12 protein-coding genes and 1 pseudogene are annotated in these 11,827 nt (G+C 67.1%); 8 read left to right on the top strand and 5 right to left on the bottom strand.

Going from position 1 to position 11,827, the window contains the following annotated elements:
• Nucleotides 1-530: pseudogene (locus DM816_RS34970) on the top strand (DUF2079 domain-containing protein); the annotation flags it as partial.
• A 20-nt stretch (nt 531-550) separates the two neighbouring features.
• Here the strand turns inward: DM816_RS34970 and DM816_RS34965 are convergent.
• Entirely contained in the window at nt 551-1,822 is a 1,272-nt protein-coding gene (locus DM816_RS34965) for an alpha-galactosidase (RefSeq protein ID WP_117214735.1), read from the bottom strand.
• Between the two features lie 189 nt (nt 1,823-2,011).
• Here DM816_RS34965 and DM816_RS34960 point away from each other — a divergent pair, with 189 nt between their 5' ends.
• A complete protein-coding gene (locus DM816_RS34960) occupies nt 2,012-3,289 on the top strand; it encodes a family 43 glycosylhydrolase (protein WP_211588989.1) in 1,278 nt (425 codons plus the stop codon).
• Here DM816_RS34960 and DM816_RS34955 read toward each other — a convergent pair.
• Nucleotides 3,273-3,704 (bottom strand): hypothetical protein, encoded by a 432-nt coding sequence (locus DM816_RS34955; protein WP_117214734.1) that lies wholly within the window; start codon nt 3,702-3,704, stop codon nt 3,273-3,275. The two genes, DM816_RS34960 and DM816_RS34955, sit on opposite strands and share 17 nt — an antisense overlap.
• 53 nt (nt 3,705-3,757) lie before the next feature.
• Between DM816_RS34955 and DM816_RS34950 the strand changes: the two genes are divergently transcribed.
• From DM816_RS34950 to DM816_RS34940, 3 genes are read left to right on the top strand one after another with little or no spacing between them, the layout of a single operon-like run.
• Nucleotides 3,758-4,153: an NUDIX hydrolase gene (locus DM816_RS34950; protein ID WP_117214733.1), complete on the top strand. Its 396-nt coding sequence runs from the start codon at nt 3,758-3,760 to the stop codon at nt 4,151-4,153.
• A 58-nt stretch (nt 4,154-4,211) separates the two neighbouring features.
• Nucleotides 4,212-4,532 carry a hypothetical protein gene (locus DM816_RS34945; protein WP_162908143.1) on the top strand — a complete coding sequence of 107 codons (321 nt, stop codon included), beginning with the start codon at nt 4,212-4,214 and terminating at the stop codon, nt 4,530-4,532.
• On the top strand, nt 4,502-4,783 hold the full coding sequence (locus DM816_RS34940) for a hypothetical protein (protein WP_162908142.1): 282 nt from the start codon (nt 4,502-4,504) through the stop codon (nt 4,781-4,783). The genes DM816_RS34945 and DM816_RS34940 overlap by 31 nt, the downstream gene beginning before the upstream one ends.
• Nucleotides 4,784-4,875: 92 nt before the next feature.
• On the opposite strand, the gene DM816_RS34935 is transcribed toward DM816_RS34940, so the two are convergent.
• A complete protein-coding gene (locus tag DM816_RS34935; RefSeq protein WP_246002537.1) occupies nt 4,876-6,867 on the bottom strand; it encodes an MMPL family transporter in 1,992 nt (663 codons plus the stop codon).
• A 235-nt stretch (nt 6,868-7,102) separates the two neighbouring features.
• On the opposite strand from DM816_RS34935, the gene lipB reads away from it, so the two are divergent.
• On the top strand, nt 7,103-7,750 hold the full coding sequence (gene lipB, locus DM816_RS34930; protein ID WP_117214730.1) for a lipoyl(octanoyl) transferase LipB: 648 nt from the start codon (nt 7,103-7,105) through the stop codon (nt 7,748-7,750).
• Here the strand turns inward: lipB and DM816_RS34925 are convergent.
• Nucleotides 7,740-8,948, bottom strand: coding sequence for an amino acid--tRNA ligase-related protein (locus DM816_RS34925; protein ID WP_117214729.1), 1,209 nt, complete (start codon nt 8,946-8,948; stop codon nt 7,740-7,742). The genes lipB and DM816_RS34925 overlap by 11 nt on opposite strands.
• Before the next feature lie 241 nt (nt 8,949-9,189).
• On the opposite strand from DM816_RS34925, the gene lipA reads away from it, so the two are divergent.
• Both lipA and DM816_RS34915 read left to right on the top strand, forming a co-directional pair.
• The gene (gene lipA / locus DM816_RS34920) at nt 9,190-10,125 is read left to right on the top strand and encodes a lipoyl synthase (protein ID WP_117214728.1); all 936 of its coding nucleotides are present in this window, start codon (nt 9,190-9,192) and stop codon (nt 10,123-10,125) included.
• Between the two features lie 213 nt (nt 10,126-10,338).
• Nucleotides 10,339-11,043: a DUF4191 domain-containing protein gene (locus DM816_RS34915; RefSeq protein ID WP_117214727.1), complete on the top strand. Its 705-nt coding sequence runs from the start codon at nt 10,339-10,341 to the stop codon at nt 11,041-11,043.
• Between the two features lie 81 nt (nt 11,044-11,124).
• Here DM816_RS34915 and DM816_RS34910 read toward each other — a convergent pair whose 3' ends face one another.
• Nucleotides 11,125-11,664 (bottom strand): MarR family winged helix-turn-helix transcriptional regulator, encoded by a 540-nt coding sequence (locus DM816_RS34910; RefSeq protein WP_211588988.1) that lies wholly within the window; start codon nt 11,662-11,664, stop codon nt 11,125-11,127.
• Between the last annotated feature and the right edge of the window lie 163 nt (nt 11,665-11,827).

Raw genomic sequence — 11,827 nt, 5'->3', positions numbered from 1 at the left:
GCGCGGCGTTCACGGTGGCGCTGCTGCCACTCGTGCCGATTCCCCTTCTCACGCGCGATCGCGAGCCCGTGCCGCATTTCTTCTCCGCGGGGGTGTGGGAGTCCTATGTGGAGGGTGAGGGGGTGGTGGCGCCCGTGCCGCTGCCCAACGACCTCGTACCGGACGGGCAGCGATGGCAGGCAACGGCGCTGGCTCGCGGGGGGCGCGTGTTCCGGCTCCCAGCGGGGTTCTTTCTGGGGCCTGGTGGCCCGGACGGCGCCGGCCGGATCGGTCCGATCCCGCGGCCAACGGCGGAGCTGCTGGAAAAGGTGGCTCGCACGGGCCAGATCCCGCCGATCGGCGATGCGCAGCGGGAGCGGGCCCGCGAGGACCTGCGCTACTGGAACGCGCAGATCGTCGTGCTGGCCGACACGGTGTCGGGCGCACACTGGGAACCAAACCAGCCGGCCCTGCTGCGCGCGACCACCCTCCTGCTGGGCCCACCCGAACGCATCGCCGACGTCTGGGTCTGGCGGGTCACCTCTCGTTGATCATGAACTTGAGTTCATGATCAACGAGAAGGGGTGAGGCGGTAGAGGCCTGAGGCGTGGGGTGGGAGCGTACGGGTGAAGGTGCCGTTGGCCGTGCCGAGGTCGGCGCCCGACCACAGGTCGGTCACCAACGCCTGTTTCTCAGGGAGCGTGCAGGACACGTTGGCCATCGACGAGCCCCGGTTGAACAGGGCTACGTACTTGTCGTTGGTGCCCGGCACGTCGGCCGTCCACACGCAACTCGGCCCGCCGTGCAGCTCGCGGTTGTTGGTACTGCGCTGATTGACGGCAAGGACCGCGGCGTTGGTCATCAGGGCGAGCTCGGAAGCGCGATTTTCCACCAGATCGCCGCCCCACATGAGCGGCGACCTCGTGATGCACCACAGGGTCATCAGCGTGCGCTGCTCGTCGGGCGTGAGGTTGGAGTATCGCGGCGGGCCGACGGGGCCCTGCTGCGACAGCCGCCCGATGGGGATCATGTCTGGGTCGGGCCAGGAATTCATTGTGCGGTACGGAGTCCAGTCGCGCAGCTTGTCGAAGAGTGCATCGACATCGGCCCAGTTGTCCCACAGGTCGTTGACGACGCGCCACATGTTGGCGTTGGCGGCCACGTGCTCGCCGCTGGCCAGCGGGGTCGGGCCAGGCGACAGGCTGAGCACCATCGGCCGCCCGCTGCGCCGGATCGCGAGCCGGTACCCGTCCACTTCGGACTCCCGGTAGGTCGGGGCGGCGATGTCGTCCACCTTCACGAAGTCCACCCCCCAGCTCGCGTAGAGCTCGAACAGCGAGTCCAGGTAGGCCTGCGCGCCCGGGTGCGCCATGTCGAGGCCCCACATGAGATTGAGCCACGCGGCGGTGGTGTCGTTGGCGATTTCGGCGGCGCGATAGCTCGTGCCCAGGATGGGCACGTTGTCGGTGACGGCCTGGCGCGGGATGCCGCGCATCAGGTGGATGCCGAACCTCAGCCCGAGCGAGTGCACGTAATCGGCCAAGGGCTTGAGTCCGTTGGTACCAGATGAGCAAGGAAAGCGGATCGGGTCGGGCAGCATCCGGCCGTTGGCGTCCAGGTGCAGCCGCGGATTGAGGGCGGCGTCCTGGTTGGGGCTTTCCGTGCCGCTGCCAGGGTAATACCAGGCCCAGTCGACGACGATGTATTGCCAGCCATAGTGTTTGAGGTGGGCGGCCATGTGGTCGGCGTTCGCCTTGACGTGCGCCTCGGTCACGTTCCAGCTGAATGAGTCGTAGCTGTTCCAGCCCATGGGCGGGGTCGGCGCGACGTCGGCGGTATCCATGGAATCGTGATGTTAACGAGCACATAGGGTCTTGTGCAAGCGGGAGAAGGCAGTCAGTATGTCGATGTGAGCGCTAACAGGCAGGCATTTAAAGCGATAGTTGTCTCCTTGGCCGTGGTGGTCGCGTGCCTGCCTGCAGCACCGGCGTATGCTGCCACGATGCCGACCGGAGCGCGATCGTTTGAGTCCGTGAACTACCCTGGCCGATACGTCAGGCACGCAGACCACCTCGGGCGGATCGACCCGGTGACGGCCGGCAGCACGGCGCAGACCAAGCAGGACGCCACGTTCACGGTGGTCAACGGGCTGGCCTCGCCCTCGTGCTATTCGTTCCAGGCGGCCAACGGGATGTTCCTGCGGCATCGCGACTGGCGCCTGCGGCTGGAGGCCAACACGGGCACGGCCACGTTCCGCAGCGACGCCACCTTCTGCGTCGTGGACGGGTCGGTGAGCGGGTCCGTCTCGTTCGTGTCGTTCAACTATCCGCAGCGGCGCATCCGGCACCGCGACCTCGCGCTCTGGCTCGACACGTATCAGGACACGGCCACCTTCCGCGCCGACAGCTCGTTTCGGGTCGCGGCCCCGTGGACCCCGAAAGCCAATAAAGGCCCCGTGATTCCGGGTCTCTTCGCCGACCCGCACATCGTCAACTTCAACGGGCGCTACTATCTCTATCCGACCACGGATGGGTATGAGGGCTGGGGTTCGCCCTACTACAAGGCGTTCTCGTCGGCCGATCTGGTCAACTGGACCGACCACGGCGTGATCCTCGACCACGGGCCGGATGTTTCGTGGGCCGACAACAGCGCTTGGGCGCCGGCGGTCGCGGCGAAGAACGGGCAGTACTACCTGTACTTCAGTGGTGGGCTGGCCAGTGGCAACACGGCGAAGCAGTTGGGGGTCGCGGTGTCGGGCTCGCCGACCGGGCCGTTTCGGGATGCGCTCGGGCGGCCGCTGGTGCGGTCGGGCCAATACCCGGGGCAGATGATCGATCCGATGGTGTTCACGGACGACGACGGGCAGTCCTATCTGTACTGGGGGCAGGGCAGCGCGCATGCGGTGCGGCTCAACGCCGACATGGTGTCGTTTGACACGGCCGCCGTGCGCACGAACACTCCCGCCGGATACAACGAGGCGCCGTTCGTGTTCAAGCGCAATGCGGTCTACTACTTCATGTGGTCGGAGAACGACACGCGTAGCGAGAACTATCAGGTGGCGTATGCGACGGGCACGTCTCCGTTCGGGCCTTGGACGAAGCGGGGTGTCGTGCTCGCGAAGCGGCTGGAGCTCGGCATCAAGGGCACCGGGCATCACTCGGTGGTGCGGGCACCCGGCACGGACACGTGGTACATCGCCTATCACCGCTTCGCCGTGCCGGCCGGCAACGGCACCAACCGCGAGAGCGCGATCGACCGGATGGAGTTCAACGCCGACGGCACGATCCGCCCGGTCATCCCGACCCTGTGACCACCCCGGCGGCAAAGGCCAGGCCCACCAACGCGAACATGAGCACGGCCACCGTCCTGAACCGACGTTGCAGGGCGGGTAGCTCGGCGGGCAGCGCGAACACCCGGCGCGGCCAGGCCCGCCATGACACCCACCAGAACAGCGCGGTGGCCACGGCCAGCGCGCCCGCCTTCACGCCCAACAGCGGTGTCACGTCTCGCACGAGCGCGATGCCGGTCACCCACAGCGTGGCAATAAGCCCGACGACCGGCCGGCGATTGCCCTGCGCCAGCTCGCGATGCAACTCCTCGACGCGCACCGCGTCGCCGCCCGCCAGCCGGGAAAGCCTGGGCTGCACCACAAACAGGCTGTAGCCCATCGACCCCAGCCACATCGCCGCCACCACGGTGTGCACAAGCAACAGCGCCAATCTCATGCGGTTCCTCCTCTCCATCCAAACTGTCGCACGCCTGAGGCAGGATCTGTGGCGTGTGGGAGTGGGAAACCAGCGTGATGCTGATCAGGGACAGCAGCGGGCGCGTGCTGCTGGTCCGCCAAGCATATGGGCTGCGATTGTTCGGCCTGCCGGGCGGGCAGGTGGAACCTGGTGAAACACCTGAGCAGGCGGCCGTTCGTGAGGTTCGCGAGGAGACCGGTCTCATGGTGTCGGCGGCGGAGCTGCTCAGCGTCGAAGACCTCGTCTATCCGGGGACCGGGCGGCGTTATCGAGCCTATGTCTTCGCGTGTGACCGGGCCGAAGGCGAGCCGGCCGTTGGGGTCCCGGGGGAGATCTCGTCGATCGGCTGGTACGACCTGGACAACCTGCCCTCGCCGTTGACCCCGTCAGCAGCCGCGGCCCTCGCCCAGGTGCGAGAGCGGAGGTGATGTCTGTCTCATGTGGATAACCGCGTAACCCTGTTGACTAAGCGATACAGTGCGCGGCGTGAACCAACTGGCCGTCGGGGACGAGTCGATGCGGCATCGAGGCGGCGGCCCCGGCATCTACGTCATGGCAGCACCGTTTTTCGACCAGGCATACGCGCCTGATCTGCGTGCGGCCATGAACGATCTGAGGCACGGCAAACGCCCGTTCCACTGGTATGAGGCAGATCCCCGGGATCGTCGGCGGGCTGTCGAAATGCTGTGCGGACTCGATTCGCTGCACATCGTTGTGGTCGGTGGCGGGCTTGATACCGCGCGGCAAGAAAGAGGTCGCCGCCTCGGCTTCGGCAGTTGCTGTGGGCGTTACAGGAAGTGGGCGTAAGCGAGGTCTGGCTGGACGCACGTCGTCCGCGTCAAAACAAGGCCGATAACGCCGCGATCGCCGCGTGGCGTGCGCAACGAGTTCTTGCGCCGGATCTGCGCGTGGAGTTTGTGCACGCCGAGGATGAGCCGCTGCTCTGGATGGCAGACATCGTTGCCGGGGCTGCGGGCGCGGCACACTGGGACAACGATGATAGGTATATCCGGCCGCTGGACGGCATCGTGGAGACGATCCCGCTGCGTCTTGAGTAAACGCGAAGCCGAGGGCCCGGGTCTCCCCCAGGTGCCTCGGCTTCACTTCCGATCAATCCGCGGAAGGATCGGCTACGCGATGGATTCTACTCCTACGGCGCGGTCTTGCGCAGCCGCCCCGGCCACCAGATGAACCGGCCGATGTCGACCGAGAGGGCCGGGACCAGCAGCGAGCGCACGACGAGCGTGTCGAGCAGCACGCCGAAGGCGACCGCGAAGGCGATCTGGGCCACGAAGACGATGGGCAGCACGGCCAGCGCGGCGAACGTGGCGGCGAGCACGATGCCCGCGGAGGTGATGACTCCGCCGGTCACCGAGAGGCCTTTCAGGGTACCGGAAAAATGTCCAAGCTTGCCCGCCTCTTCCCGCACCCGCGTCATCAAGAAGATGTTGTAGTCAACGCCGAGCGCCACCAGGAAGACAAAGGCGAAGAGGGGGTACGAGGAGTCAGCTCCGGGCATGCCGAGCAGATCGGTGAAAACGTAGCCCGAGATGCCCAGCGTCGCCAGATAGGAAAGCACAACGGTCGCAATGAGCACCAGCGGCGCGATGAGCGAGCGTAGCAGCACGGTGAGGATGAGGAAGATGACCGCGAGCACGAGCGGGATGATGACCGTACGGTCGCGCTGCGACGTGGACTGCACGTCGTGGTTGATCGCGGTGAACCCGCCAACTTTCGCGTCGAGCGGGTGCACGTTGGCGCGCAAGCGTTTCACGGTTTCGATGGCCGCGTCGCTGTCGGCCGGGTCGTTGAGCGTCGCGTCGATGCGCACGAGCCCGTCGACGACCTTGGGCGGCTGGTTGGGAATGAACGAACCGGTGTAGGGCACGGCGCTTGCCACGCCCTCGGTCTGGCCGACGATGCGGAGGGTTTCGTCGAGCTTGTCCTGCCCGACAACGACTTCGGCGGGCGAGCCGATGCCGCCCGGGAAGTGGGCGTTGATCAGCTCCTGCGCGGCGACGGAGTCGGTGCGGGTGGTGAACGACTCGATCTGCGGGATCCCGTCGGCGTCCAAACGCGACAGTCCCGCGACGCCCGCGAGCAGGAACAGCATCGTGGCGATCCAGACGATGCGGGCCCGTTTGCCTACGAGGCGCGCCACGCGGGCCCAGATGCCCGACTCCTCCTTGGTCGGCGATCCGTGCAGCGGGCGGAACGGCCAGAAGAGCACCCGGCCGCAGAGCGCGAGGACGGCGGGCAGGAGCGTGAGTGACACGGCAAGGCTGGCCGCGATGCCGATCGCGCCGACCGGGCCGAGGCCCTTGTTGGACGACAGGTCCGACACGAGCAGGCACATCAGACCCAGGATGACGGTGGCCCCGCTGGCGAGGATCGGCTCGAACGACGCGCGCAGGGCAACGCGGATCGCGTCGAACCGGCTGCGCGTGCCGCGCAGCTCCTCGCGGAACCGGGACACGAGCAGCATCGCGTAGTCGGTCGCGGCCCCGAGCACGAGCACGTTGAGGATCGCCTGGCTCTGGCCGGACACATCGATGACGCCCTCGCGGGCGAGCAGATAAACGACCCCGTTGGCCAGCGTGTAGGCCAGCCCGGCGCAGAACAGCACGACCAGCGGGAGCAGCGGGCTGCGGTACACGACGAGCAGGATGAGCAGGATGATGCCGACGGTGACGCCGAGCAGCAGCCCGTCGATGGACTCGAACACCTTCATCAGGTCCGTCATGATCCCGCCAACCCCGCCGACGTGGGCCTCCAGGCCGCCTCCGGGGCGGATGTGCTCCCGGAGCCAGTCGATGTGTACGGCGATTTTCTTCGAGTCGGTACCGTCGAAGAGCAGCAGGATCTGGGCGGCCTTCCCATCGTCGGAGATGTCGGGCGCTCCCGCGAGCACGAGCGTCTGTCCAAAGTGGGCGCTGATCTCTTCGACGTGACCGGCGATGGTCGCCTTGTCGGCGTCGGTCAGGCCCGACTCACGGCCGTAGATGAGCAGCGTCGGGGTGACCTCCCGATCCACGAACCGCTTGTTGAGCTCAAGCACCTCGGTGGCCTCGGCCGACTTGGGCAGGAACGCCGCGTTGTCGTTCTTCTGCACTTCGGCGGTTTTGCCGGCGGGCCCGCTCATCGCGCCTGCGAGCGCGAGCCACACCACCACCCCGAGGGCCGGTAAAGCCCAGCGCCACCAAGGGGTTTTGGCCTTCGGCTCGGTCACCCTGTCCGGTGTCCTGAGGTGCGTCATGGTCACGGCGGTGCCCCTCCTGTCATCCACTGCCACTATTTGTGAATGCTTTCACAAGGCTCCGCTCGACGCATACCCTAGCGGATCGTGAGCCGGGCCACATGCCCGCCTGGCGTACTGTTTGAGCGTGACTACGACAGTCCCGTTGACCGTGGTGCGCGCAGGTTTGGTCGACTATCTGACGGCCTGGGATGAGCAGCGGCGGCTGCACGCCGGTGTCGTCGAGGGCAGTTCGCCCGACACCGTGCTTCTGCTTGAGCACCCGCCCGTCTACACGGCGGGCAAACTCACCGAGCCATGGGAGCGGCCGATGGACGGCAGCACCCCCGTGGTCGAGACCGACCGGGGCGGGCGGATCACCTGGCACGGCCCCGGGCAGCTGGTCGGCTATCCGATCATCAAGCTGCCGGTCCGGCGCGGTGGGCTCGCCGACGTCGTGGCGCACGTGCGCCGTACCGAGAAGATGCTTATAGATGTTTGTGCGGAGCTGGGCCTGCAGACGCAGCGCATCAAGGGAAAGTCGGGGGTTTGGCTGCGCGATCCGGACCGCAAGGTCGCGGCCATCGGCATCCGGGTGGCGCGGGGCGTGAGCCTGCACGGCTTCTCGCTCAACTGCAACCCCGACATGAGCTACTTCGACCGCATCGTGCCCTGCGGCATCAAGGACGCGACCGCCACGTCACTCTCGCTGGAGCTTGGCCGGGAGGTGACGGTCGACGAGGTGCTACCGATCGTCGAGCGCCACCTCCCGGCGATCGTCACGGTGTAAGGCGGTGCAGGTCCCTCGGGAAGGCCGTGACCTCGCGGACGTTGGCCGCGCCGGTGAGGCGGGCCACGAAGCGTTCGAGCCCGATGGCGAAGCCGCCGTGCGGCGGGAAGCCGAGCTTGAACGACTCCACATAGGACCGCACGGGTTCGAGCGCCTCACCGCGCTCGGCCAGCGCCTTGACGTAGTCGTCGTAGCGATGCAGCCGCTGGCCACCGGTCACCAGTTCGACGCCCCGGAAGAGGAGGTCGAACCCGTTGGAGTAGCCCGGTTTTGACGGGTCGGGGTGGGTGTAGAACGGGCGCTTGGTCATCGGATATCCGGTCACGAACACGAAGTCGCTGCCGTGTTCCCGCTTGGCCCACTCCCCTATGGATCGCTCGTCGGCGGGCGACAGGTCGTCGCCTTGCGCCACCTCGGAGAATTCCACGGTCGGGATGTCTTGTGGCACTTCGATGTCCGACACGGCCGCGGCCATGTCGGCGACCACGTCGCGCAGGACGCGCATCACGTCGCGGTGGTCGGTGATGAAGCCCATCTCGGCGTCGAGTGAGGTGTACTGGGCCAGGTGGCGAGTCGTGTCGTGGGGCTCGGCCCGGAACACCGGGCCCACCTCGTAGACGCGCTCCAAGACCCCGACCATGAGCTGCTTGTAGAACTGGGGTGACTGGGCCAGGTACGCGGGACGGCCGAAGTAGTCGAGGGCGAACACGTTCGCACCCGACTCGGTCGCCGACTCGACGATCTTCGGGGTGAAGATCTCGGTGAAGTCCTTGCGACGCAAGGATTCGCGGAAGGCACGCGTCAGCTCCGCCGTCATCGTGAGCGCGTCTTTTCGGGTGGCGTGCCGCAGCGAGAGCGGGGCATGGTCCAGTTGGGTGGGCAGGGTGGGGCCCAGGCTGGGGCGGAAGATCTCGAAGGGAGTCTGGGCCGGGTCGGTCAGCTGCCGGATCTCCGGCTCGACCAGTTCGGCCCCGCCGGGGGCGATCTCGTTGGCCGTGACCAGTCCGCTGATCTCGACCACGGTTTCCTCGGGCGGCAGTTCGGCGCCCGGTGCCAAGACGACCTGGGCCAGGCCCGCGCGGTCGCGCAGGATCAGAAACGATACGGATTTGAGCTCACGGCGGCGGTGCAGCCAGCCGGCGATCGTCACCCGCTCGCCCACGTGCAGGGCGAGCTCACGGGACAGGATGCGTTGCATGGGTTTTCCTCCTCAGTCACTCGCAACGCCATCCCCAAGGGGGTGTGGGCGAGTTGGGAGGCTCGCGGTGCCACCACACCTTCGCCCGCCACCCGTTTCGCGGGGGCGGGCCTCTCCAGCCGCATTCAACAGGGTCGCTGTCATGGGCGTCACACCACGACTCGCCTGGTAGACGGGCTGTTGTGGGCATCATACCCGCCTGCGAAAGCCATTAAAGAGCGTCAGACGTACGCTGAGCCTTATGACCATCGCACCGGAGGGTCGGCGCCTGCTTCGCATCGAGGCACGCAACGCCGAGACGCCGATCGAGCGCAAGCCCGATTGGATCAAGGTGAAGGCCCGGATGGGTCCCGAATACACCGCGCTGCACGGGCTGGTGAAGCGCGAGGGCCTGCACACGGTCTGCCAGGAGGCGGGCTGCCCCAACATTTACGAGTGTTGGGAGGATCGCGAGGCCACCTTCCTCATCGGCGGAGACCAGTGCACGCGCCGGTGCGACTTCTGCCAGATCGACACGGGGCGCCCGGCCGAGTTCGACGCCGACGAGCCCCGGCGGGTGGCCGAGTCGGTCAAGACGATGGGCCTGCGCTATGCCACGGTGACCGGCGTGGCACGCGACGACCTGCCCGACGGCGGGGCCTGGCTCTACGCCGAGACTGTCCGCCAGATCCACGCGCTCGTGCCCGGGTGCGGGGTCGAGCTGCTGATTCCCGACTTCAACGCCGACCCGACGCAGTTGAGCGAGGTGTTCGGATCGCGGCCCGAGGTGCTGGCGCACAACGTCGAGACAGTGCCGCGCATCTTCAAGCGCATCCGGCCCGCGTTTCGATACGAGCGGTCGCTCAACGTGCTGACCCAGGCCCGCGAGGCCGGTCTGGTCACCAAGTCCAACCTGATCCTGGGGCTGGGCGAGGAGCGGCACGAGATCGAGCAGGCGCTGCGCGACCTGCACGCGGCAGGGTGCGAGCTGATCACCATCACGCAATACCTGCGGCCGAGCGCCAAGCACCACCCGGTCGAGCGCTGGGTCAAGCCGGAGGAGTTCGTGCAGCTGCGCGAGCTGGCCGAGCAGATCGGGTTCGCGGGCGTCATGTCCGGCCCACTGGTCCGCTCCTCTTACCGCGCCGGTCGCCTGTACAAGCAGGCCCTCGACGCGCGCGCCATCGCCGTCAGCTGATCCACCCTTTCTTTCGCGTCGATCATGAGCATAAGTCCATGTTCGGCGGCTTGTCGCGGCAATAGTCTCATGATCAACCAACGGCGATGCCGGGACGCCGATCATGAAGTTTCGGAAATGACACGCCGCCGAGCCGTGGACGTAAGTTAATGATCAACGCGGAAGGGGAGGCGGGGCGGCGGTTGGGGTGGGGGCGGCAATTAGACTCGCGTTATGGCAAAGTCCCAGGAGGAGAAGGTCAGCTTCATCACGCGGCTGAAGCAGATCGGCATGGTCTTCAAGTTCACCGCGAAGCAGGACCGGTGGTTCATGCCGCTGGCGGCGGGCGCGGTGCTCATCCCGCTGGCAGTGACCGTGGCGGTCTATCTGCTGACCGACTGGGGCCTGCTGACGATCCCGCTCGGCATCATGCTGGCGCTGCTCGCGCTATTGATTGTGCTCAATCTTCGCTCCAACGCGGCGATGATGAATTCGATGGAGGGCCAGCCCGGTGCGGCGGCCCATCTCGTGAGCCAGATGCGGGGTGACTGGCGGATCAACATCGAGAAGCCGCTGTCTGCCACCACGCAGATGGACGTCGTGCACCTCGTGATCGGCCGGCCCGGCGTCATCCTGCTGGCCGAGGGCAACCCCGCCCGCCTGCGCGGAATGCTCGGCGAGCAGAAGCGCCGCCTGGGCAAGGTGATCGGCGACGCCCCGCTCTACGACTACATCATCGGCAACGAGGAGGGCCAGGTCGGCATCCGCAAGCTGCGCATGACGCTGCTCAAGCTGCCGCGCAACCTGTCGGGCAAGGAGGTCAACCAGCTCGACCGCGCGCTGAAGGCCCTGACCGCCCGGCCCACGCTGCCGAAGGGCCAGCTGCCCAAGGAGTTCAGGCCGCCCAAAGGGGCGATGAGACAAATGCGTGGTCGCTGACGCATTGACGGAGGGCGCTGCCGCACTGTTGCTCCGCATTGCAGACGTGTGGGCGGTGGCCGCGAGAGCCGCTGGGGAGGGTTAGGCTGCGCGGCTTGGTCTTCTTCCCCGCTCGCCGCGGTTGCCGGGTCGGCGCTTCATGGCCGCGAACAGGTCGCGCAGGGCATCGGTGGCCGCGGTGACGACCTCGTCCGGGACGCCCGCGAAGACATCGGCGTGCGCCTGCGCGATGGCGCGCACGGCCTGCTCCGCTAGGGCGACCCCTTTGGGCGTGAGCCCGATGAGCGTGCTGCGGCGGTCATCGGGATCGGGCTCCCGTTCGACCAGGCCGAGCCGGACGAGCCGGTTGACGACGTTGCTCGTGCCGCCGGTCGAGAGCATGAGGCCGCTCGCGAGCTGGTTCGGCTTGAGTTTGTAGGGGTTTCCCGAGCGCCGCAGCGACACCAGGATGTCGAATTCGGCGGCGGTCAGCCCGAGCTCCGGCAGTTCGCGCCGGGTCGCCTCGTCGAGGCGCGCCGCCAGCAGCATGGTGCGCTTGGTCAGCTCCGAGGTCGGGTAGAGCACGTCGGGTAGCTCCGCGCGCCAGGCGGCGATCAGTGCATCGGCCGGGTCAATTGTCACCCTTGCAGGATAGTCGCTTCACTGATAGCTTTTTAAAAAGCTTTTATGGAGTACCTGACAGGCGGGCACAGCATCGACTGCTCGAGCCGGGCACGCTCCATGTCCACGGCAACTCGTTTTCCGACGCGGAGCTGCTGCAGATCGCGGGCTCCGGCGGCGCCGC

Source organism: Allorhizocola rhizosphaerae, assembly GCF_003426775.1.
GTDB lineage: Bacteria > Actinomycetota > Actinomycetes > Mycobacteriales > Micromonosporaceae > Allorhizocola > Allorhizocola rhizosphaerae.
This window is presented reverse-complemented; position numbering and strand designations above follow the sequence as displayed.

Bases quoted from the DNA above. Each gene is read 5' to 3' on its own strand.
- DM816_RS34925 (WP_117214729.1), bottom strand. From the start codon at position 8,948: ATGCAACGCATCCTGTCCCGTGAGCTCGCCCTGCACGTGGGCGAGCGG.
- DM816_RS34935 (WP_246002537.1), bottom strand. From the start codon at position 6,867: ATGAGCGGGCCCGCCGGCAAAACCGCCGAAGTGCAGAAGAACGACAAC.
- lipA (WP_117214728.1), top strand. From the start codon at position 9,190: ATGACCATCGCACCGGAGGGTCGGCGCCTGCTTCGCATCGAGGCACGC.
- DM816_RS34955 (WP_117214734.1), bottom strand. From the start codon at position 3,704: ATGAGATTGGCGCTGTTGCTTGTGCACACCGTGGTGGCGGCGATGTGG.
- DM816_RS34915 (WP_117214727.1), top strand. From the start codon at position 10,339: ATGGCAAAGTCCCAGGAGGAGAAGGTCAGCTTCATCACGCGGCTGAAG.
- DM816_RS34965 (WP_117214735.1), bottom strand. From the start codon at position 1,822: ATGGATACCGCCGACGTCGCGCCGACCCCGCCCATGGGCTGGAACAGC.